Source organism: Pseudomonas sp. FW305-25 (genome assembly GCF_017351415.1).
Classification (GTDB): Bacteria; Pseudomonadota; Gammaproteobacteria; order Pseudomonadales; family Pseudomonadaceae; genus Aquipseudomonas; species Aquipseudomonas chlororaphis.
Map to the genome: position 1 here is coordinate 147,698 of NZ_JACNDE010000001.1, position 20,299 is coordinate 167,996.

Below are 20,299 nucleotides of genomic sequence, written 5' to 3' on the forward strand. Positions count from 1 at the left end.
CAATTTGTACATGATTAGACATGTTCGATTTGACAAGAAAAAACGCGTGGTCGATGAACTGATCCGACGCATCGAAAGCGGCCTCATGGAGGACGGTTTCCTGCTGCCGGGCGAGCATCAGTTGGCCCAGGAATTCTCGGTGAGTCGTGGCACCCTGCGTGAGGCCCTGGCCGAACTCAAACGCCGCAACTACATCGCCACCCAGAGCGGGGTCGGCTCCATCGTCACCTTTGACGGTGTGGTGCTGGACCAGCAAAACGGCTGGGCCCAGGCCCTGGCGGATAGCGGGGCGCTGATCAACACCGAGCTGCTGCGCCTGGAAGCGGTGCAGCGTCCCGACCTGCTCAGTCGCTTCGGCACTGACCAGTTCATCGCCCTGGACCGGCGCCGACGCTCTACCGACGGCACCGTGGTTTCCCTTGAACGTTCCCTGATGCCTGCCACCGGAGGCCTGGAAAGCCTGCCGCGAGTAGGGCTGATCGATGATTCCCTGACCATTACCCTGGCCGCCTACGGCTATATCGGCGAGCGCGGCGATCAATGGATCGGCGCCGAGCCACTGGGTGAAGAAGAGGCACGACTGCTGGGACGTCCGGCCGGCAGTGTGTTTCTCAAGGCCCTGCGGACCACCTATGACCGCCGCGGGCGTTTCATGGAACAGGTGGAGAGTTTTCTCGACCCGCTGCACTTTCGCCTGCACCTGGAATTCGGAGCACAGAAATGATCCCGCTGGATCGCGCTCTGGGCGCCTTTTACGGGCTGGCCCTGGGCGATGCCCTGGGCATGCCGACCCAATCCCTCAGCCGGCAGCAGATCAAGCAGCGTTTCGGTGCCATCCATCGCCTGGAGGACGCCGGCCCCGATCAGCCGATCGCCGCCAACATGCCCAAGGGCTCGATCACCGACGACACCGAGCAGGCGATCCTGGTCGGCGACCTGCTGGTCGCGGGCAAGGGCCGGATTGAACCGGCGGCGTTGGCCCACAGCCTGATCGAGTGGGAAGCGGCGATGCAGGCCAAGGGCTCCCAGGACCTTTTGGGCCCCTCGACCAAGCGCGCCATCGAGATGATCCTCGCCGGCCATACCGCGGAAGAGGCCGGGCGCTACGGCACCACCAACGGCGCGGCGATGCGCATCACCCCGGTGGGCATCGCAGCGAACGTCGACGATGTCCAGGGCTTCATCCGCGCGGTGGTGGAAGCTTGCCAGGTCACCCATAACACCACACTGGGTATCTCCAGCGCGGCGGCGGTGGCGGCGGTAGTGTCCGCCGGGATCAATGGCGTGCCGCTGGGCGACGCCTTGCAGATCGGCGTGCAGATCGCCCTGGAAGCGGAGCGGCATGGTCACTGGGTGGCTGGCGGCCGTATTGCCACGCGCATCAGTTGGGCGCGCACCCTCAGCGTCGAAAGCGACAAGGCGCTGCTGGCCGATCTGCTGTACGACGTGATCGGCACCTCCGTCGCGTCCCAGGAATCGGTGGTGGTGTCCTTCGCCCTGGCGCATCAGGTGGCCATCGGCGAGCTGCAGGCGTTCGAAGCGCTGTGCATGGCCGCGAGCCTTGGGGGCGACACCGATACCATTGCCGCCATCCTCGGCGCGATGCTCGGTGCCTGCCAGGGGATGGAGTGCTGGCCGGCCGCCTTGATCGAGCAGATCAAGCAGGTCAACGACCTGGACCTCGAACCGCTGGTGCAGGGGCTGCTGGCCCTGCGTTAAAGACTGGCTGCATGGCCAAGGTTCCCACCAGCTGTGCGCGAGCCGTCGCTGAAGCATTTTTGCCATGGATAGCAGGAAACGGCGAGGAGTGCCGGGATGTCTGATCGACTTCCGAAATTGCCGACAATCACAACAAGGGCAACAGGAGCTTTTTCATGAGTGCATCGAACCCCGGGCAAAGCGCCGGGCAACTGGAAACCCGCGGCATCGAGCCGGTGCCGGAAGGCGAGTGCAACGGCCATCCGCTGCAACTGTTCTGGGTCTGGTTCGCCGCCAATATCAGCATCCTCGGCTTGCCGCTGGGGGCGACCCTGGTGGCCTTTCGTGGCCTGTCGATCTGGCAGGCGATCATCGTTGCCATCCTCGGCGCCGCCGGTTCGTTCGCGGTGGTGGGGATCATCTCCATCGCAGGGCGTCGCGGGCGGGCGCCGAGCCTGACGCTGTCGCGGGCGATCTTCGGCGTGCGCGGCAATATCGGCCCGACCCTGGTGTCGCTGATGTCGCGGGTGGGCTGGGAAACCGTCAACACCACTACCGCTGCCTTCGTCCTGCTGTCGCTGTGTTCAATCCTGTTCGGCTCGCCGGTGGAAGCCAAGAGTGCGCCGCTGCTGACCCTGCTGTTCATCGGCATTTTCGTGCTGCTGACCCTGGCCGTCTCCGGCCTCGGCCACGCCACCTTGCTGGTGATCCAGAAGTGGGCCACCTATGTGTTCGGCGCGCTGAACCTGCTGGTGGGCGGCTTCCTTTGCGCCACCATCGACTGGAGCGCGGTGTTCAACGCCACCCCGGCGCCGTTGAGCGCGATGATCATCGGTATCGGCACCATGGCCGCGGGCACCGGTATCGGCTGGGCCAATACCGGTGCCGACATGTCGCGTTACCAGCACAGCAGCGTCAAGGCCTCGCGCCTGGTGGCATCGGCGGCCTTCGGCGCCGGCATTCCGCTGGTGCTGCTGATTACCCTGGGTGGCCTGCTGTCGGTGGGCAACGATGACCTGGCCTCGGCCACCGACCCGATCGTGGCGATTCGCGACATGATGCCGACCTGGATGGCGGTGCCGTACCTGATCACCGCTTTCGGCGGTCTGCTGCTGTCGAACAACCTGTCGGTGTACTCGGCCGGCCTGACCACTCTGACCCTGGGGCTCAAGGTCAAGCGGGTGTACGCGGTGGTGGTGGACATCGTGGCGATCTTCGCCGGCTCCATCTACTTCATGCTGATCGCCGAGAGTTTCTATGGGCCGTTCATTACCTTCATTTCCTTGCTGGCGGTGCCTCTAACCGCCTGGGTCGGGATCTTCGTGGTCGACCTGATCCACCGTCACTACTACAGCCCCAAGGATCTGCTGGACGTCAGCCCGAGCAGCGCCTACTGGTATCGCGGCGGTGTCGAATGGCGGGCCTTCGGTGCCTGGGCACTGGCTATAGTGCTGGGTTTCAGCTTCACCACCATCGGTACCAGCGCCGAGAACGTCTGGTTCGCCGGGCCGCTGGCCGATTCCTGGCTGGGCCATAACGGCCTGGGCTGGATCGTCACCTTCCTGGTAGCCGGCGGCGTGTATGCGGTGCTGGGCGGGGCCCGGGATCGCCGCGGTGCTTTTGTCGAGAATGCCAATGCCTAGAATGCTGCACACCGGCCAGGTTATCGTCGATCTGGTGATGTCCGTGGAGCGCCTGCCGAGCTCCGGCGGCGATGTGCTGGCGCAGTCCGCCAGCTTCGAGGCCGGCGGCGGCTTCAACGTGATGGCTGCCGCCCAGCGTAACGGCTTGCCGGTGCTGTACCTGGGGCGACACGGCAACGGTCGCTTCGGGGAGCTGGCGCGGGAGGCGATGCGCGCCGAGGGCATCCGGATCGCTCTCGAGGCCAGCCGCACCGAGGACACCGGTCTGTGCGTGGCGCTGACCGAAGCCACGGCCGAACGCAGCTTCATTTCCTATATCGGGGTGGAAGGCCAGCTGTCGGCCGAGGACCTGGACGGTGTCGCGGTGCAGGCCGATGACTTTGTCTATGTCAGCGGCTACAGCCTGCTGCATGTCGGCAAGGCCGAGGCTTTGCTGGACTGGCTGCTGGCCTTGCCGCAGGGGATCCAGGTGGTGTTCGATCCGGGCCCGTTGGTGGAATCGCCGGACTCCGCGGCCATGCGCCGGCTGCTGCCGCGTATCGATATCTGGACCAGCAACAGCGTCGAGGCCTTGCGCTTCACCGGGACCTCGACCATCGCCGAAGCCCTGCGACGCCTGCATGACGAACTGTCGCAGGAGGTGTTGCTGGTGGTCAGGGACGGGCCGCAGGGCTGCTGGGTCAGCCAGCATGGCCATAGCGCCCATGTGCCGGGCTTCAAGGTCCGGGCGGTGGACAGCAACGGCGCTGGCGATGCCCATGCCGGAGTCTTCGTCGCAGCGCTGGCGCAGGGGCTGGAGCCAGTGCAGGCGGCGCGCCGTGCCAACGCCGCGGCGGCCCTGGCGGTGACCCGCTGGGGGCCGGCCACCGCGCCGGGTGCAGCGGAGGTGGATGCGCTGGTCAATGGGGATAGCGTCCGAGCCTAGGCGTTTGCCGGCTGAACGAGAGCGATCGCGAGCAAGCTCGTTCCCGCCGGGAGTAGGCCTGCTCGCGATCCGTGGTTTATCCCGCCTTGCGCAATGCCTCGATCAGTTCCTGCTTGCTCATGGTCGAGCGGCCACGAATGTTCTTCGTTCGGGCCTCCTTCAGCAGGCTGTCCTTCGTCTGGGTGCTCAGCGACGTCGTGCTGTTGCGGGCATGTCCTTCACGGCTGGCGACGGCACGCCTGGCCGAGGACTGGCGCGCGGCGGTTTTTTCCGAGGCCGGTGTGCGTTGCCCGGAGCCGCCAGCCCGTTCCCCTCCACCGGACTGCTTGTTCACCGTGGCCCAGGCGCGCGCTTCGGCCTCGTCCTTGGGCACGCCCTTGGCTTCGTAGCCGGCTTCGATATGCGCGGCCTTGCGCTTCTGTTCGGCGGTGTATTTGGCTTTGCTTCCACGAGGCATGAGGGCTCTCCTTTGGCAATGGGTACCTGAAGTTGGGGCGGGGAAAAGGCCGATAAGTGCCCGGGAATCGACGGATGGGCTCTGGATACCGTGCCAGAGGGTGTGATCGCTATCACAGAAGCGCGGCATTTCGCGCAAGAGGGGCAGGCCAGGGCGGCCCGAGGTTTGCCAGGGCGGGGGAAGTCTCGCACAATGCCTGCCCCGGAAATGGATGCGTCTGACGAATTCTCAGGCCTTTTCGCGAGTTACTCATGGATGATTCTTACGCCCCAGATCAGGGGCGGCTGATCGACACGGCACGCCTGCCGTCAATCCCCTGTTGTGCCCATCCAACCCCGTCACCGGTCTGTCGCTGCCGTGCGGTTGGTCGTGGCCTGTTTTTAAAGGAATGAACCAATGAATACCCGGATGTTTTTGGCTGCGGCCCTGTTGGGCGGCAGCATGCTGCTGGCCGGTTGTGGCGACAAGAGTGAAAAGGTCAGCCAGCCCGTCGCGCAGGTCGATACCCGGCAACAGGAAATAGAGAAATACAACCAGTACGTCGGTGCGGCGAACAGCATCAGCGAATCCTTCCAGACCTTCCTCCAGCGTTACCAGCAGTACGAGGTGCCGGCCCTGGCGGGCAAGGCGCCGATCACTGCCTTCAGCATTGGCAACGATATTCTCATCGATCGCCTGAGCCGGGCCCTGGATGGCGCCCTGGCCATCGATACGCCGATCCCGGAAGTGGACCAGGCGGCCCAGGCCTTTTCCGCGGCCCTGAAAACCCTCTCGCCCTTGAGCCATGAACTGCAGAACTACGCCACTTCCAAGGGCTACCTGAGCGACAACGGCGAGCTGGCCCGTCGCCAGGGCCAGGCCTACCTGGCCGCCCTGACCGCAGTCAGCGAGAAGGAGCAGGACTTCTACGCCGGCCTTGGCGCGCGTGACCTGGCGCTGACCAAGCAGGCATTCGATGAGGCGCCGAAAGACACCGCGGCCTACTACCGTGCCGGGCTGATCTACTACGGCAAACTCAACACCGCGGATGCCGAGACGCTGTTCGCCGAACCGAACGATCCGCAGGCCCTGGCGGCCTTCGAGAAGTCCCTGGCACTGGTGGCCGACGCGGCCGCGGGCTGGAATGGCAAGGTCAGCGCCCAGGCCGCACAGAGCGGCAAGTCGTGCGGTGGCGGCATGCTGGAAATCAATGAGTTCATCGGCCAGTCGCGTTCGATCGTCCGCGACGTCAAGGACGGGGTATACAAGCGCGCTCCCGAGGGCGCGATGAAGAACCTGCCGGCACACATGCAGAGTTCGAGCATCGTCCGCTCGGCCAACCGCTACAACCGCACCTACGGCAACATGATCAATCGCTTCAACCATCCGACCTGCTGAGTCGGCGCTGACGGCACCCGCGTCGTAACGCGGGTGCCGGTGGGCGCGAACGAACGCCCCGGTCTTCGATCAGGCGTCCAGCTTGCGGGCCGCTTCCACTCCGGAAGCGGTCAGCTTGATCGGCAGGTTCAGGGCATGTTCGCCCGCCGGGTTGAGGGTGACATGACCCTCCTTGATCAAACCGCGTTCCTGCAACATTGCCAGGGTACTGGCCACGACTCTTTCGCCGCGATAGTTATCCAGCACCTCCTTGCCCAGGCCCAGGGTCAGGCCGAAAAACAGCAGGGCATCGCCGAAGCCCGGCGCCAGGGCAAAGCCCAGGCTGGCGACCACCAGCAGGCAGCCGAACAGGGCAATCGAGCGCGCGGCGCCCAGCAGGTCCGACAGGTGCCCGGAGAAGATCACGGCGACCAAGGTGCTGAGCATGGCGACCGAAATCACGCTGCCGGCATCGTGCTCATTGCCACCGCGCGAGCCGATCAGCAGCGAGAGCAGGAAGGTCGAGCCATAGGACAGCGACAGCAGGTAGCTGGCGACGCAGAACAGCCCGAACAGCCTGGCTGGAACCATGGGGGGTGGGGTAGCGCTGCACATGCGCAGGCCTCGTTCTTGTTGGATTCATGAGGCGCCGTTCTACCATGGGCGGTTGTCGCGTTAGTTGTGATCTTGCAGGCTTCAGGATTAGCCCGCAGCGGAGTAAGTCAGCCACCGATCTCGTCGATGAATTCGTCCATGAAGCGCTTCAGGCGGGCATGGCGCACCTGCGCCAGGCGCGCGCCGGTCACGGTCTGGAAACCCTCGGCCAGGTGCAGCAGCTTGGTGTGGAAGTGGTCGAGGGTGAAGTTCAGGTCGTCGTAGCCGCGGTGTTCGGCGTGCGGGTCGTGGGGGTCGTAGAAGGCTCGGTTCAACCGGCCGCCGACATAGAAGGTGCGGGCTACGCCGAGAGCGCCCAGGGCGTCGAGACGGTCGGCGTCCTGCAGGATCTTCGCCTCCAGGGTGCGCGCCTCGATGGCGGCGGAAAAACTGTGGGCTTCGATGGCGTGGGCCACCGCGGCGATCTTCGCTTCGGGCCAGCCCAGTCGGTGCAGCAGGGCCGAGGCCTTTTCCGCCGACAGGCGCGAGGCCTGGGCGCGCAGCGGTGAGCTCTTTTCCACGGCGACGCAATCGTGCAGCAGGGTGGCGGCCAGCAGCACTTGCAGATCGCCGCCGTCTTCCCGGGCGATGCGCCGCACATTGGCCCACACCCGCTGCAGGTGCGACAGGTCGTGGGCGCCGTCGTCTACGGGCTCCAGCGCGTGGGGCAGCAGGGTGTTGGCGAGATCGGGCAGGGGAGCAAAAGCGTCGGAAGTCATTTCAGCCAGGCAGTAAAAATACAGGCGCACACTGTAGCCGCTGCCGCAGGCTGCGATAAGGTCCGCGGGACCTTCGGGCGTCGATAAAAGTGCCGTGCGCTTCGCGACCGATCGCAGCCAGCGGCAGCGGCTACAGGTATCGGGCAATTCCGACATGGACAATCACCCGTCACGACCTCCAGGCATGTCCCTGTGAAATACCCGTGCATGTCCTTCCCCTGTCGATCTAATATGGCCGCCTGCCTTCCAACCGAGACCCGCCGATGTCCGTCGAAATCCGTCCAGCCGTGCCCAGCGATGCACCGCAAATCCTTGCCTTCATCAGGGAGTTGGCCGATTACGAACGTGCTCGCCATGAGGTCATCGCCAGCGTCGCCGACATCGAGCGCAGCCTGTTCAGCGAGGGCGCCACGGCCCACGGCCTGATCTGCCTGCGCGACGGCGTGCCGATCGGCTTCGCGGTGTTTTTCTTCAGCTATTCCACCTGGCTGGGCAGCAATTGCCTGTACCTGGAAGACCTCTACATCACCCCCGCACAACGCGGCGGCGGTGCAGGCAAACAGCTGCTGCGGCACCTGGCGCGGATCGCCTGCGACAACGGTTGCGGGCGCTTCGAATGGAGCGTGCTGGAGTGGAACGAACCGGCGATCCAGTTCTACAAATCCCTGGGCGCCCAGCCCCAGGAAGAGTGGGTGAGGTACCGCATGGATGGCGATGTGCTGCGCGCGTTCGCCCAGGGCTGATTTACCTGGCGCTTCTTTCGTGCAGGAGCGAGCTTGCTCGCGATAGCAATCCTGACAGCCAACTCCATTCTCAAGGCAGCCCTCAAGTTCAGGGCTACCGTCGTTCGACCAGGGCTCAGGCCTGCAGGTGCCAGCCCATCACATCCAGCAGATCGCAGCTGTCGCGCAACAGGATCGCGCTGGCCAGATGTTGCAGTCGGTGTTGTCGGCGGCTTTCATGTCTAGCCGCGACAGGCTTTCCAGCAGTTGGTTGACGGCCAGCAGACGGGCGGCGCTGTTGGCGTGGAGGACATCGAGTGGGGTGGTTTTGTCGATCAGCAGGCCGCTGCTGGCATCTCCGCCGAACTCGTCGGCTGACTCAGGCTTGCATAGGCGAAGCTTGCCCGCGATGGCATTTTTCCAGGTCCATCGCCATCGCGGGCAAGGCTCCTACGGGACTGCGTTTATTGCTTGAGGGTCGCCATGTCGATGACGAAGCGGTATTTCACATCGCCGGCGATCATCCGCGCGTAAGCCTCATTGATCTGGCGGATGTCGAGCATTTCGATGTCGCAGGTGATGTTGTGCTCGGCGCAGAAATCCAGCACTTCCTGGGTTTCGGCGATGCCGCCGATCAGCGAGCCGGCCAGCACGCGACGGCCCAGTACCAGCTTGGCCGCGTGCACGGGCGGGTCCACCGGTTCGATCAGGCCGACCAGGATGTGTACGCCGTCAAAACGCAGGGTATCCAGGTAGGGGTTGAGGTCGTGTTGCACCGGGATGGTATCCAGCAGGAAGTCGAAGCGGCCGGCCGCGGCCTTCATCTGCTCGGCATCGGTGGAGACGATCACATGATCGGCGCCCTGGCGACGGGCTTCCTCGGCCTTGCTCGCCGAACGGGTGAACAGGGTCACTTCTGCGCCCAGGGCCTTGGCGAACTTGATACCCATGTGGCCCAGGCCACCCATGCCGAGAATGCCCACCTTGTCGCCGGCCTTCACCCCGTAATGCTTGAGCGGCGAGTAGGTGGTGATGCCCGCGCAGAGGATCGGCGCGGCGCTGGCCAGGTCGAGTTTCTCGGGAATGCGCACGACAAAGTGCTCGTTGACCACGATGCTGTCGGAGTACCCGCCCATGGTGTTGCTGCCGTCGACCCGGTCCGGGGTGGCGTAGGTCATGGTCGGGCCTTCCAGGCAGTATTGCTCCAGGTTGGCGGCGCAGGCTTCGCAATGCCGGCAGGAGTCGACCATGCAGCCGACGCCGACCAGGTCGCCCACCTTGTGCCTGGTCACTTGGGCGCCGACGGCGGTGACCTTGCCGACGATTTCGTGGCCCGGCATCAGCGGGTACACGGCGATGCCCCATTCATTGCGGGCCTGGTGGATATCGGAGTGGCAGACGCCGCAGTAGAGAATCTCGATGGCCACGTCGTCGGGACGCGGGCTGCGGCGCTGAAAACTCATGGGGGCGAGGGGAGTGGTGGCGGACTGGGCGGCGTAACCGATGGCTGTGTACATGATGAACCTCGCAAAAGCACTGACAGGTGAGGCGGGCCATTCTCGGCGCCGCTCCCTGGCGCGAACATGGCGATTCCTCGGCATGTCATGCCTATTCCTCCGCCATCGGCCATTTGCGCGCGGCATTGGCGTGCAGACCTGCGATGATGTTTTCATCCCTTTTTCCGTGAAGTTTTTCCCATGTTGTTGACCCGCCATCTCGATGCCAATGCCACCCTGGTGTCCCTGATCCAGCCTCTTGCGACCCGCGACGGTTTCGTTCCCACGGGGCTGCCCGGGGTCCAGGTGTTGCGAGCCAGTTGCGACGTGGCCCGCGGCCCGCATATCTACGAGCCGAGCCTGATGATCATCGTCCAGGGCAGCAAGCTGGCGTATCTGGGCCCGCGGACCCTGGAGTACGGCGCTGGGCATTACCTGATCCAGGCGCTGTCGGTGCCCTTCGAGTGCGAGACCTTCGCCATGCCCAATGCGCCGTTGCTCGGGGTGTCCATCGCCATCGACCGGGCGCTGTTGGGCGAGCTGGTGCTGGCGATGGGCGTTGCCGCGGGGCGCAGTGCCCAGGCGCAGACCCCGGAGTCGATGACCTCGGTGGTGCTCGATGACACGATGCGCGGTTGCGTGGAGCGCCTGCTGCGCTGCCTGCACGATCCTCTGGAGTGCAAGGTGATGGGCCCGGCGCGCTTGCGCGAATTGATGTTCACCGTCTTGCGCGGGCCGCAGGCCGATGTGCTGCGCGCGCTGGTGGAGCAGCACGGGCAGTTTGCCCGGGTGGCGGCCTCGCTGAATCACTTGCACGAGCATTACACCGAGCCGCTGAACGTCGAGACGCTGGCCCGTTGCGCGAACATGAGCACCTCGACCTTTCATGAGCACTTCAAGCGCAGCACACTGCTGTCGCCGGTGCAGTACCTCAAGCGCCTGCGCTTGCTCAAGGCGCAGCAGTTGCTGCTGGGGGAAGGGCTGGGCGTGGCCCAGGTGGCGCATCGGGTGGGCTACCAGAGTACCTCGCAGTTCAGCCGTGAATACAAGCGCTACTTCGAGCGCAATCCGGGGGATGAGCGAGCAGCGTGATGGGAGGCGCTCGTCTGGAGGAGCGAGGCTTGCCCGCGATGAAGGGGGATGCGACCTGGCAGATACATCGCCAAATCCTTATCGCACGCAAGCTGTGCTCCTACAGAAGCAGGGCAGTGGCGCCGGCAATAAAAAAGGCCCCCATTCGGGAGCCTTTTTTCTTCAAGCGTACGCCTTACATATTCGGGTAAGTCGGACCGCCCGCGCCTTCCGGCGCGACCCAGGTGATGTTCTGCGCAGGGTCCTTGATGTCGCAGGTCTTGCAGTGCACACAGTTCTGGGCGTTGATCTGGAAGCGCTTCTCGCCGTCTTCCTTGGTGATCACTTCATACACCCCGGCCGGGCAGTAGCGTTGAGCAGGCTCATCGTACAGCGGCAGGTTCTTGCCGATCGGGATGCTCGGGTCGGTCAGCTTCAGGTGGCAAGGCTGTTCTTCTTCATGGTTGGTGCCCGAGATGAACACCGAGCTGAGTTTGTCGAAGCTGAGCTTGCCGTCCGGTTTCGGGTAGTCGATCTTCTTGCAGTCCGCGGCCAGCTTCAGGCAGGCGTAGTCCGGCTTGGTGTCGTGCAGGGTGAACGGCAGCTTGCCACCGAAGAGGTTCTGGTCGACCCAGTTGAAACCGCCGCCGACGATGGCGCCGTACTTGTGGATCGCCGGGCCGAAGTTACGGCTGGCGAACAGTTCTTCGTACAGCCAGCTGGACTTGAACGCTTCTACATAGGTGTTCAGCTCGTCGGCGCCTTCGGAACCGGCGAACAGCGCATCGGCCACGGCGTCAGCGGCGAGCATGCCGGACTTCATGGCGGTGTGGCTGCCCTTGATCTTGGCGAAGTTCAGGGTGCCCAGGTCGCAACCGATCAGCGCGCCGCCCTTGAACACCATCTTCGGCAGCGAGTTCAGGCCGCCTTTGCAGATGGCGCGCGCGCCGTAGCTGACGCGCTTGCCGCCTTCGAGGTACTGCTTGAGCACCGGGTGATGCTTGAGGCGCTGGAATTCGTCGAACGGCGACAGGTAGGTGTTGCTGTAGGACAGGTCGACGATCAGGCCGACCACCACCTGGTTGTTTTCCAGGTGATAAAGGAAGGAGCCGCCAGTGTTCTCGGTGCCCATGATGTCCAGCGGCCAGCCGGCGGTGTGGACCACCAGGCCTGGCTGATGCTTGGTCGGATCGATTTCCCAGATTTCCTTGAGGCCGATGCCGTAGTGCTGGGCGTCGGCGTCGCTGTCCAGGTTGAAGCGCTTGATCAGTTGCTTGCCGATGTGGCCACGGCAGCCTTCGGCGAACAGGGTGTACTTGCCACGCAGTTCCATGCCGGGGGTGTACAGGCCTTCCTTCGGATTGCCTTCGCGGTCGACACCCAGGTCGCCGGTGATGATCCCGCGGACCACGCCGTTCTCGTCGAACAGCGCTTCCTGGGCGGCGAAGCCCGGGTAGATTTCCACGCCCAGGTTCTCGGCCTGCTGGGCCAGCCAGCGGCACAGGTTGCCCAGAGAGATGATGTAGTTGCCTTCGTTGTGCATGGTCTTGGGCACAAAGAAGTCGGGAACTTTGGTCGCGCTGTCGGCGTTTTTCAGGACATAGATGTCATCGCGCTTGACCGGGGTGTTCAGCGGGGCGCCGAGCTCCTTCCAGTCCGGGAACAGCTCGTTCAGGGCGCGCGGTTCGAACACGGCGCCGGAAAGAATGTGAGCACCGACTTCGGAGCCTTTCTCGACCACGCAGACGCTGATTTCCTTACCGGCTTCGGCGGCCTTCTGCTTCAGTCGGCAGGCGGCAGACAAGCCAGCGGGGCCGGCACCGACGATGACCACGTCGAATTCCATGTATTCGCGTTCCACTAGGCTATCTCCTACTCAAGGCTCAACGGTTTTTTTCTAATTGGAGGTTGGGTGTCGCATCGATGGTTTTCTCCGCCAAACAGGGGAGGGGACAATGAACGACCCGCCTTTCTCTCTAGGCGGCGCATTATATCTACACCACTCTTAGCGTCCAATACAAACGTTTGTTTGAATTTGCTGCAGCCCATGTAAATCAAAGAAGCGCGGCTTATGACTGGCCATTTTGGCGTATTGACCAGAATAGGCGTTCCGGTCAAGATACGGTCGGTTTTGCGCTCGCCGTAGGCTGACTGTTGGTTTCAAGAGCACCTCTAAAGACAGGGCGAAGGCAGTACAAGGTGACGCAACGCGCAGTTTACACGCCGCGATAAAGAATGACCGGCCAGTCGCTACTGACGAACGGTCATCATCCCGTGAGCAAGGTCATCTGTCTGCTGTTGCAAGAGTCCATGCCAGCGTTTTTAGAGGTGCCCTTGTGCCCGATGAGCATCAACCGCCAGGTTCGCCTAGGCGACTTTCTTTTCACCGGAGAGTAACGAGGAATCCATGAAGGTTCTTGTAGCTGTCAAACGCGTTGTCGATTACAACGTCAAGGTTCGCGTCAAGGCGGACAATTCCGGCGTCGACCTCGCCAACGTCAAGATGTCGATGAACCCTTTCTGCGAAATCGCAGTGGAAGAAGCCGTACGCCTGAAAGAAAAAGGCGTAGCGACTGAAATCGTCGTCGTCTCCATCGGTCCCGCTACTGCTCAAGAGCAACTGCGTACCGCCCTGGCGCTGGGTGCCGATCGTGCCATTCTCGTCGAGTCCGCTGATGAACTGAACTCCCTGGCCGTGGCCAAGCTGCTCAAGGCCGTGGTCGACAAGGAACAGCCTCAGCTGGTGATCCTTGGCAAGCAAGCCATCGACAGCGACAACAACCAGACCGGCCAGATGCTGGCAGCCCTGAGCGGTTACGCTCAAGGCACCTTCGCCTCCAAGGTCATCGTTGCGGGCGACAAGGTTGCCGTGACCCGTGAAATCGACGGTGGCTTGCAAACCGTTTCGCTGAACCTGCCAGCGATCGTCACCACCGACCTGCGTTTGAACGAGCCGCGCTACGCGTCTTTGCCAAACATCATGAAAGCCAAGAAGAAGCCGCTTGAAGTGCTGACTCCTGATGCTTTGGGCGTTTCCACCGCCTCTACCAACAAGACCCTGAAAGTCGAAGCGCCGGCTGCACGCAGCGCGGGTATCAAGGTCAAGTCGGTCGCTGAACTGGTCGAGAAACTGAAAAACGAAGCGAAGGTAATCTGATCATGACTATCTTGGTAATCGCTGAACACGACAACAAGGTGCTGGCTCCGGCCACCCTGAACACCGTTGCCGCCGCTGCCAAAATCGGTGGCGACATCCACGTCCTGGTCGCCGGCCAGGGCGCTGGCGCCGTGGCTGAAGCCGCGGCGAAAATCGCTGGCGTGAGCAAAGTCCTGTCGGCCGACAACGCCGCTTACGCTCACCAACTGCCGGAAAACGTTGCCCCTCTGGTAGCAGAGCTGGGCAAGGGCTACAGCCACATCCTGGCCGCCGCCACTTCCAACGGCAAAAACATCCTGCCGCGCGTGGCCGCGCAGCTGGACGTCGACCAGATCTCCGAGATCATCTCGGTAGAAAGCGCCGACACCTTCAAGCGTCCGATTTATGCCGGTAACGCCATCGCTACCGTGCAATCGAACGCCGCCGTGAAGGTCATCACCGTGCGCGCCACCGGTTTCGATCCGGTTGCCGCCGAAGGCGGTTCGGCCGCTGTCGAAGCGGTTGCTGCCGCTCACGACGCAGGCAAATCGAGCTTCGTCGGCGAAGAACTGGCCAAGTCCGACCGTCCTGAACTGACTGCTGCCAAGATCGTCATTTCCGGCGGCCGCGGCATGCAGAACGGCGACAACTTCAAACACCTGTACGCCCTGGCCGACAAGCTGGGCGCTGCCGTGGGTGCTTCGCGCGCCGCGGTCGACGCAGGTTTCGTACCCAACGACATGCAGGTCGGCCAGACCGGCAAGATCGTGGCGCCACAGCTGTACATCGCCGTCGGTATTTCCGGCGCGATCCAGCACCTGGCCGGTATGAAAGACTCCAAGGTGATCGTTGCGATCAACAAGGACGAAGAAGCGCCGATCTTCCAGGTGGCCGATTACGGCCTGGTGGCGGACTTGTTCGAAGCCGTACCAGAGCTGGAGAAGCTGGTCTAATCCAGCGGCTTCACTTATAAGAGAGCCCGGTCTTTTGGCCGGGCTTTTTTATTGTCTGGGATTTGAGTGGGAGAATTTCGCCATGGATTTGCGCCGCCTGGGTGGCCTGTCAGTGCTGCTGGGACTGACATTGATGCCGTTGTCGTCGATGGCCGCCGGTAAATGCGAGCGCCTGGTGGTGACCGGCAGTCCGGATGCCCCGCCGTATCTGTGGCGCGACCCGCAGGACCCCAGCCACCTGATTGGCGCCAGCGCCGAACTGCTGCAGCACGTGGCGCAGGAACTGGGGATCAAGGTCGAGTTGTTGTATGCCGGCAAACGCTCCTCCGCCCTGGACGAAGTGCGCAGCGGGCGCATGGACATGCTGGCCGACGCGCCGCTGACGGTGAGTGAGCTGGAAGCGCTGGACTACATTCATCCGCCGCTGCTGGAGAACGATTTCCTGGTCTGGACCCGCAAGGGCTCGACGCTGAGCTACAGTCAGCCGTCGGACCTGCATGGGCATACCGGCGCATTGTCGGAAAGGGCGCGCCTGACGCCGCCCTTCGATGCCTTCGCCAAGGAGCAATTGAGCCTGACCCGCATGCCGAATCTGACCCAGGCATTCCAGAAACTGTTGCTGGGGGAGGTGGAGTACGTACTGGCCGGACGCTACGCCGGCATGGCCCTGGCCCAGTCGCTGGGCATGGCCAACGATCTGCTGGCATTCCCGCAGCCTGCCGACAAACCTGGCCTGTTCCTGGCCATCTCGCACAACTCCGCCTGCAACGACCCATGGTTGCGCGGACAGTTGGCAAAAAAGATGACAGAATTGCCCGCGTCCGGTCTGACGGAAGCCGTGCTGCAGCGCAATCTCGAGCGTTGGAAGGCACAGTTGCAGCAACCTGTCAGCACCCCCAAACAGTAGGGATTTCTAGTGAGTATTCGACCTCTTTTCGCTGCCCTGGCCGTCCTGGCTCTGGCGGGTTGCGCAGCCGATCCGGCGCCGAATGAACAAATGCGCCTGACCGAACAAACCCTGGCCCAGGCCAAGGCCGTGGGAGCCACGGCAGAGGATGTGCCGGAAATGAAACTGGCCGAGGACAAATTCGCCCGCGCCCAACGCAACATGCAGGAAGAGTCGTTCAAGCACGCGCGCATGCGTGCCGAGCAGGCGGAACTGGATGCGCGCCTGGCCGAGGCGCGGGTCCTGACCCTGAAAAGCCAGGAACAGCTGAACCTCGTCCAGACTCGCATCACTCGTCTGCGCAAGCAGTTGGGAGATGCCCAATGATTCGTCTGACCCAGGTATTGAGTGGCGTGCTGCTGATCGCCTGCACCGGCCTCTACGGCTGCGCCGGGCAACGCAGCGAAGCAGCGCTGGAACAGGCCGGCGAAGACTTCCAGAAGGTCAAGGAAGATTCCAATGTGCTGCGCATCGCGCCCAAGGATGTGATCCGCGCTGGTGAGTCCCTGGCCCGGGCCGATCGCCTGTCCAGCTACTGGGGCAGCGGTTCGGATGTGGTGCACTACGCCTACCTCAGCCAGCGCTACAGCGAAATCGCTCGCGAGCACACCAACCAGGCGCTGAACCAGGAGCAGGCGGCCAAGCTCGAACTCGAACGCCAGCGCCTGCAACTGGCCCTGCGCGAGGCCAAATTGCTGAGCGTGCAGCAGCAGGGCAAATGGCTGGAAGAGCAGATCATCAACCTGGCCACGACTCAGACCGATCGCGGGCTAGTGATGACCCTGGGCGATGTGCTGTTCGACACCGGCGAAGCGGAGCTGAAGAGCTCGGCCAATCGTACCGTGCTCAAAGTCGTGCAGTTTCTCCAACTGAACCCCAAGCGTGTGGTGCGGATCGAGGGCTACACGGACAACACCGGCGACAAGCAGAGCAATCTGAAACTGTCCCGCGACCGGGCGCAGGCCGTGGCCGATATCCTGGTGGACCTGGGCGTCGAGGAGAAACGGGTCCAGGTCGAAGGTTATGGCGATGAGTACCCGGTCGAGGCCAACGCCTCGGAACGTGGGCGGGCGCAGAACCGTCGGGTGGAAATCGTCTTCTCCGACGAGAAAGGCCAGTTGGGCGCCGCGCGCTAAGACGCGGTGGCTCAAGACAACCCGGTTTCCCCCGCGGAGCCGGGTTTTTTTGTGCCTGACGATTGGCACACAAAACAGTACAGTTTTTGCTGACACTGCCCTGTACGGTCGACTATTGTGGCAACTGTCCCAGTACACTTATGAACTGTTCCGGTATCGTCATCCACAAGAATAAAATGCCGGTGAAATCGAGTGCAGCGTCATGACCAATCTCTTGCTTTATCAACGTATCGCTCAGCAGCTGGCTGAAGATATCCGTCGTGGTGTGTACCAGCCCGGGGAACGCGTACCTTCGGTACGCAAGATGAGTTCCCAGCTCAACGTCAGCCATGCCACGGTGCTCCAGGCCTACGCCAATCTCGAGGACCAGGGGCTGATCCGCGCCCGTCCGCAGTCGGGCTATTACGTGCACCAGACCCCGGCGCTGACCGCGCCGACCCCGGACATCGCCCGGGTCGAGCGGCCGGGCCTGGTAACGCGCAGCAGCATCATTCATCAAGTGTTGGTGGAGTCGCGCCGTGAAGGCGTGTTTCCGCTGGGCGCCGCGGTGCCCAGTGTCGATTACTTGCCGGTGCGGGCGCTGCACCAGCAACTGGCCAAGGTCACCCGTTTCCACAGCCCGCGCGCCTTCAGCTACATGTTCAGCCCCGGCTTCGAGCCGTTGCGCCGACAGGTGGCGATTCGCATGCGCGACGCTGGCGTGGTGGTCGACCCCTCCGAAGTGGTGATCACCCACGGCTGCGTGGATGCCCTGCAGATGTCGTTGCGCGTGCTGACCCGCCCGGGCGACCTGATCGCCGCGGAGTCGCCGACTTACTACGGCCTGTTGCAACTGGCCGACCTGCTGGGGCTCAAGGTCATCGAGATTCCCAGCGACCCTTCCACCGGCATGAGCCTGGAAGCGCTGCAACTGGCGGCCAACCAGTGGTCGATCAAGGCCCTGGTGTTGACCACGCGCCTGAGCAATCCACTGGGCGGCACCATGCCGGAAGAGCGGCAGAAACAACTGCTGCGCCTGGCTTCGGATTTCGATATCCAGGTGGTCGAGGACGATATCTACGGCGAACTGATGTTCGAGGTCGGTCGTACCAAGGCGCTGAAAGCCTATGACCGTCTGGATCGGGTGATCTATTGCTCGAGCTTTTCCAAGACCCTGTCACCCGGCGTGCGTATCGGCTGGATGATTGCCGGCAAGTTCCAGCAGGAAATCCAGCGTTTGCAAACCTTCAGCACCCACTCGGCCTGCAGCGTCACCCAGATGGGCGTTGCGGCCTACCTGGAGAACGGCGGTTACGACCGGCATCTGCGTTTCATCCGCCAGGAGTACCGCAAGAACCTCAGCGCCTTTCAGTTGGCGGTGCAGCAGTACTTCCCGGAGGGCACGCAGATTACCCGTCCGAACGGCGGTTTCATTCTCTGGGTCAGCCTGCCGGGGCGGGTCAATACCCAGGAATTACATGTCCGGGCATTGCAGCAGGGCATCAGTATCGCGCCGGGGCTGATCTTCAGTAATACCGAGCAGTTCAACCACTGCATTCGCCTCAACTGCGGTACCCCATGGAATCGCGAGGCCGAACGGGCACTGATGACCTTGGGCATGTTGGCCAGCCAGCTGTGCCAGGAGGCCGCGGGCGGTTTTTGAAGGATCGGTTACCGTGCTTGTTTTCGCGCGGTCAACAGGCGAGCATATGGCTCTTTGCCGCCGATCCTGTTGTCTCTCTATGAAAGCGATTTTTCCTGTTGCCTGGGTATTGGTCAGCGTATTGAGTGCTTTCGGCACGGCCAGCGTTCTGGCGTCTCCGGCCCAGGAAAAGGTCGCGGCAAGCGCCACCGCGAATAAATCGCAGAAAACCGCGACAGCCAAGAAAGCCGCGCCGGTAAAGAAGGCGGCAGTGACCAGCAAGGCCAAACCCAAGGCCAAGGCACAGAAAAGGCGCGCGCCGATCGCTTCCAAGTCCAAGCCTGCCAGTGAGATCGTGAGGACGCGTTTGCCTTCGGCCAATGTCGATCTGAGCCTGCCGCCGGAAATGGTCAAGCAATTGCAGCCGATCGGCTCGGTCAACCAGCCCAAGCGCACCCCGTTGCTGCCGCCGATGTTCGGCGAGAAACCCAAGGACGACAGTCCGTTCCAGCTCAACGGTCGCTTGCTGAGCAACGAAATGCAGTTGCAGCTGCGCAATGACGAACGGCGTGATGTGGAAGGCGCGGCGCTGGATTTCGAGTTCAAGCAGTAAACCCTCATCCTGACTGTGACCCGCAGCCCTGACGCTTTGTCGGAGACTGGTCAGTCACGCGAGCCTGAACGTAAAAACCCGTGGGCGGCCAATTTCAAACGGCTGTTTTAGCGGTTACTCTAGTCCGCGTCATTTCAATACTTTGCCCGTCGCGAGGAGCTTGTCGTCATGAACTGCCGTGAAGGCTGTGGCGCCTGTTGCATTGCCCCTTCCATCAGTACCCCGATTCCTGGAATGCCCAATGGCAAACCGGCCGGAGAACGTTGCATCCATCTTTCTGTCGAACTGCTGTGCGGTTTGTTCGGCCAACCCGAACGGCCCGCCGTCTGTGGTGCGTTCCAGGCCGATGTAGAAGTCTGTGGCGGCAGTCGGGAAGAGGCTATCCGCTTGTTGGGCTGGTGGGAGCAAATGACGGCGGCGTGAAGTGTTTGAAATGAACGGAACTTCAACAATAAGGAATAAGACAATGGGTTCGCTGCATCGAATTGCTGTGCTCTGTGGGTTGACCGTTCTGCTCTCGGCAACCGCCCATGCCGAAGATTGGCAAACGGCCAAGGATGAAGACGGCATCAAGGTCTCCTTGAGTGAAGTGGCCGGCTCCAAATACAAGGCCTACCGGGGCGTGACCACCATGAAAACCAGCGTGGCCAAGCTGCGCGCTTTGCAGGACGACGTGACGGGCGCCTGCGCCTGGATCCATGAATGCAAGTCGCAGAAACTGCTCAAGCACGAAGGTGAGCAGAGCTGGACCTACACCCAGTTCAACACCCCATGGCCGGTCACGCCGCGTGATTCGGTGCTGCACGTCACCACCAGCGAAGCGGCCGATGGCAGCCTGACCCGCAAGCTCGAAGGCGTACCGACCTACCTTCCCGAGGAGAAAGGTTTCGTGCGTGTTGCCCAGGTCGAAGGCTTCTGGAAGTTCGTGCCCAAGGGGGCGGACCAGGTCGAAGTGACCTATCAGGTGCACACCGAACCGGGCGGCAGCGTGCCGTCCTGGCTGGCCAACAAGTTTGTCGTGGATGCGCCGTTCAACACCCTCAAGGCATTGAAGGCGCGCGCCGAGAAACCGTAAGCGCCGATCGTTGCGCAAAGGCTGCCCCAGGGCAGCCTTTTTTAATGGCACCGCCGGGCCTTTGGTTTGAACGATCCT

General features: G+C 62.8%; 20 protein-coding genes and 2 pseudogenes. 16 read left to right on the forward strand and 6 right to left on the reverse strand.

Annotated elements, in window-relative coordinates; translation table 11 throughout:
* Window positions 1-10 precede the first annotated feature (10 nt).
* From J4E58_RS00685 to J4E58_RS00700, 4 genes are all read left to right on the forward strand, one after another.
* A complete protein-coding gene (locus J4E58_RS00685) occupies window positions 11-724 on the forward strand; it encodes a GntR family transcriptional regulator (protein ID WP_007928081.1) in 714 nt (237 codons plus the stop codon).
* Window positions 721-1,719, forward strand: coding sequence for an ADP-ribosylglycohydrolase family protein (locus J4E58_RS00690; RefSeq protein WP_087088731.1), 999 nt, complete (start codon window positions 721-723; stop codon window positions 1,717-1,719). The genes J4E58_RS00685 and J4E58_RS00690 overlap by 4 nt, the downstream gene beginning before the upstream one ends.
* A gap of 155 nt (window positions 1,720-1,874) precedes the next feature.
* Window positions 1,875-3,341 (forward strand): cytosine permease, encoded by a 1,467-nt coding sequence (locus J4E58_RS00695; RefSeq protein WP_087088730.1) that lies wholly within the window; start codon window positions 1,875-1,877, stop codon window positions 3,339-3,341.
* On the forward strand, window positions 3,334-4,266 hold the full coding sequence (locus tag J4E58_RS00700; RefSeq protein WP_087088728.1) for a PfkB family carbohydrate kinase: 933 nt from the start codon (window positions 3,334-3,336) through the stop codon (window positions 4,264-4,266). The genes J4E58_RS00695 and J4E58_RS00700 overlap by 8 nt, the downstream gene beginning before the upstream one ends.
* A gap of 76 nt (window positions 4,267-4,342) precedes the next feature.
* Here J4E58_RS00700 and J4E58_RS00705 read toward each other — a convergent pair whose 3' ends face one another.
* The gene (locus J4E58_RS00705; RefSeq protein WP_053260217.1) at window positions 4,343-4,723 is read right to left on the reverse strand and encodes a Rho termination factor N-terminal domain-containing protein; all 381 of its coding nucleotides are present in this window, start codon (window positions 4,721-4,723) and stop codon (window positions 4,343-4,345) included.
* 396 nt (window positions 4,724-5,119) lie between these two features.
* Between J4E58_RS00705 and J4E58_RS00710 the strand changes: the two genes are divergently transcribed.
* On the forward strand, window positions 5,120-6,100 hold the full coding sequence (locus J4E58_RS00710; protein ID WP_087088727.1) for a DUF3829 domain-containing protein: 981 nt from the start codon (window positions 5,120-5,122) through the stop codon (window positions 6,098-6,100).
* A gap of 69 nt (window positions 6,101-6,169) precedes the next feature.
* Here J4E58_RS00710 and J4E58_RS00715 read toward each other — a convergent pair.
* Window positions 6,170-6,361 (reverse strand): annotated as a pseudogene (locus J4E58_RS00715) (hypothetical protein); the annotation flags it as partial.
* Between the two features lie 440 nt (window positions 6,362-6,801).
* The gene (locus J4E58_RS00725) at window positions 6,802-7,452 is read right to left on the reverse strand and encodes an HD domain-containing protein (protein WP_087089309.1); all 651 of its coding nucleotides are present in this window, start codon (window positions 7,450-7,452) and stop codon (window positions 6,802-6,804) included.
* 263 nt (window positions 7,453-7,715) lie between these two features.
* Here J4E58_RS00725 and J4E58_RS00730 point away from each other — a divergent pair, with 263 nt between their 5' ends.
* Complete coding sequence (locus J4E58_RS00730; protein WP_007928100.1) at window positions 7,716-8,195, forward strand: GNAT family N-acetyltransferase; 480 nt, start codon at window positions 7,716-7,718, stop codon at window positions 8,193-8,195.
* Between the two features lie 115 nt (window positions 8,196-8,310).
* On the opposite strand, the pseudogene J4E58_RS31875 reads toward J4E58_RS00730, so the two are convergent.
* Window positions 8,311-8,516, reverse strand: a pseudogene (locus tag J4E58_RS31875) (short-chain dehydrogenase).
* A gap of 122 nt (window positions 8,517-8,638) precedes the next feature.
* Window positions 8,639-9,691 (reverse strand): NAD(P)-dependent alcohol dehydrogenase, encoded by a 1,053-nt coding sequence (locus J4E58_RS00735; protein WP_087088725.1) that lies wholly within the window; start codon window positions 9,689-9,691, stop codon window positions 8,639-8,641.
* Between the two features lie 180 nt (window positions 9,692-9,871).
* On the opposite strand from J4E58_RS00735, the gene J4E58_RS00740 reads away from it, so the two are divergent.
* Window positions 9,872-10,762 carry an AraC family transcriptional regulator gene (locus J4E58_RS00740; protein ID WP_087088723.1) on the forward strand — a complete coding sequence of 297 codons (891 nt, stop codon included), beginning with the start codon at window positions 9,872-9,874 and terminating at the stop codon, window positions 10,760-10,762.
* Between the two features lie 175 nt (window positions 10,763-10,937).
* On the opposite strand, the gene J4E58_RS00745 is transcribed toward J4E58_RS00740, so the two are convergent.
* A complete protein-coding gene (locus J4E58_RS00745) occupies window positions 10,938-12,602 on the reverse strand; it encodes an electron transfer flavoprotein-ubiquinone oxidoreductase (RefSeq protein ID WP_087088721.1) in 1,665 nt (554 codons plus the stop codon).
* Window positions 12,603-13,148: 546 nt separating this feature from the next.
* On the opposite strand from J4E58_RS00745, the gene J4E58_RS00750 reads away from it, so the two are divergent.
* The 9 genes from J4E58_RS00750 to J4E58_RS00790 all read left to right on the forward strand — a co-directional run bounded on the left by J4E58_RS00750 (window position 13,149) and on the right by J4E58_RS00790 (window position 20,221).
* Complete coding sequence (locus J4E58_RS00750; protein ID WP_062823161.1) at window positions 13,149-13,898, forward strand: electron transfer flavoprotein subunit beta/FixA family protein; 750 nt, start codon at window positions 13,149-13,151, stop codon at window positions 13,896-13,898.
* Between the two features lie 2 nt (window positions 13,899-13,900).
* Window positions 13,901-14,830, forward strand: a complete 930-nt coding sequence (locus J4E58_RS00755) for an electron transfer flavoprotein subunit alpha/FixB family protein (RefSeq protein WP_009042879.1) — start codon at window positions 13,901-13,903, stop codon at window positions 14,828-14,830.
* A gap of 82 nt (window positions 14,831-14,912) precedes the next feature.
* Entirely contained in the window at window positions 14,913-15,737 is an 825-nt protein-coding gene (locus J4E58_RS00760; RefSeq protein ID WP_087088719.1) for an ABC transporter substrate-binding protein, read from the forward strand.
* 9 nt (window positions 15,738-15,746) lie between these two features.
* A complete protein-coding gene (locus J4E58_RS00765; RefSeq protein WP_009042881.1) occupies window positions 15,747-16,103 on the forward strand; it encodes a DUF4398 domain-containing protein in 357 nt (118 codons plus the stop codon).
* Complete coding sequence (locus tag J4E58_RS00770) at window positions 16,100-16,912, forward strand: OmpA family protein (protein WP_053260229.1); 813 nt, start codon at window positions 16,100-16,102, stop codon at window positions 16,910-16,912. Before J4E58_RS00765 ends, J4E58_RS00770 begins: the two co-directional genes overlap by 4 nt.
* A gap of 202 nt (window positions 16,913-17,114) precedes the next feature.
* On the forward strand, window positions 17,115-18,554 hold the full coding sequence (locus J4E58_RS00775) for a PLP-dependent aminotransferase family protein (RefSeq protein WP_007928140.1): 1,440 nt from the start codon (window positions 17,115-17,117) through the stop codon (window positions 18,552-18,554).
* 79 nt (window positions 18,555-18,633) lie between these two features.
* Window positions 18,634-19,146 (forward strand): translation initiation factor 2, encoded by a 513-nt coding sequence (locus J4E58_RS00780; RefSeq protein WP_087088717.1) that lies wholly within the window; start codon window positions 18,634-18,636, stop codon window positions 19,144-19,146.
* Window positions 19,147-19,314: 168 nt separating this feature from the next.
* The gene (locus J4E58_RS00785) at window positions 19,315-19,569 is read left to right on the forward strand and encodes a YkgJ family cysteine cluster protein (protein ID WP_080710501.1); all 255 of its coding nucleotides are present in this window, start codon (window positions 19,315-19,317) and stop codon (window positions 19,567-19,569) included.
* Between the two features lie 43 nt (window positions 19,570-19,612).
* Window positions 19,613-20,221: an START domain-containing protein gene (locus J4E58_RS00790; protein ID WP_007928143.1), complete on the forward strand. Its 609-nt coding sequence runs from the start codon at window positions 19,613-19,615 to the stop codon at window positions 20,219-20,221.
* The last annotated feature ends 78 nt before the right edge of the window (window positions 20,222-20,299 follow it).

Coding starts and splice junctions, on each gene's coding strand:
- J4E58_RS00730 (WP_007928100.1), top strand. CDS start 7,716: ATGTCCGTCGAAATCCGTCCAGCCGTGCCCAGCGATGCACCGCAAATC.
- J4E58_RS00725 (WP_087089309.1), bottom strand. CDS start 7,452: ATGACTTCCGACGCTTTTGCTCCCCTGCCCGATCTCGCCAACACCCTG.
- J4E58_RS00775 (WP_007928140.1), top strand. CDS start 17,115: ATGACCAATCTCTTGCTTTATCAACGTATCGCTCAGCAGCTGGCTGAA.
- J4E58_RS00740 (WP_087088723.1), top strand. CDS start 9,872: ATGTTGTTGACCCGCCATCTCGATGCCAATGCCACCCTGGTGTCCCTG.
- J4E58_RS00790 (WP_007928143.1), top strand. CDS start 19,613: ATGGGTTCGCTGCATCGAATTGCTGTGCTCTGTGGGTTGACCGTTCTG.
- J4E58_RS00685 (WP_007928081.1), top strand. CDS start 11: ATGATTAGACATGTTCGATTTGACAAGAAAAAACGCGTGGTCGATGAA.
- J4E58_RS00735 (WP_087088725.1), bottom strand. CDS start 9,691: ATGTACACAGCCATCGGTTACGCCGCCCAGTCCGCCACCACTCCCCTC.
- J4E58_RS00785 (WP_080710501.1), top strand. CDS start 19,315: ATGAACTGCCGTGAAGGCTGTGGCGCCTGTTGCATTGCCCCTTCCATC.
- J4E58_RS00770 (WP_053260229.1), top strand. CDS start 16,100: ATGATTCGTCTGACCCAGGTATTGAGTGGCGTGCTGCTGATCGCCTGC.
- J4E58_RS00700 (WP_087088728.1), top strand. CDS start 3,334: ATGCCTAGAATGCTGCACACCGGCCAGGTTATCGTCGATCTGGTGATG.
- J4E58_RS00695 (WP_087088730.1), top strand. CDS start 1,875: ATGAGTGCATCGAACCCCGGGCAAAGCGCCGGGCAACTGGAAACCCGC.
- J4E58_RS00750 (WP_062823161.1), top strand. CDS start 13,149: ATGAAGGTTCTTGTAGCTGTCAAACGCGTTGTCGATTACAACGTCAAG.
- J4E58_RS00755 (WP_009042879.1), top strand. CDS start 13,901: ATGACTATCTTGGTAATCGCTGAACACGACAACAAGGTGCTGGCTCCG.
- J4E58_RS00705 (WP_053260217.1), bottom strand. CDS start 4,723: ATGCCTCGTGGAAGCAAAGCCAAATACACCGCCGAACAGAAGCGCAAG.
- J4E58_RS00690 (WP_087088731.1), top strand. CDS start 721: ATGATCCCGCTGGATCGCGCTCTGGGCGCCTTTTACGGGCTGGCCCTG.
- J4E58_RS00780 (WP_087088717.1), top strand. CDS start 18,634: ATGAAAGCGATTTTTCCTGTTGCCTGGGTATTGGTCAGCGTATTGAGT.
- J4E58_RS00760 (WP_087088719.1), top strand. CDS start 14,913: ATGGATTTGCGCCGCCTGGGTGGCCTGTCAGTGCTGCTGGGACTGACA.
- J4E58_RS00710 (WP_087088727.1), top strand. CDS start 5,120: ATGAATACCCGGATGTTTTTGGCTGCGGCCCTGTTGGGCGGCAGCATG.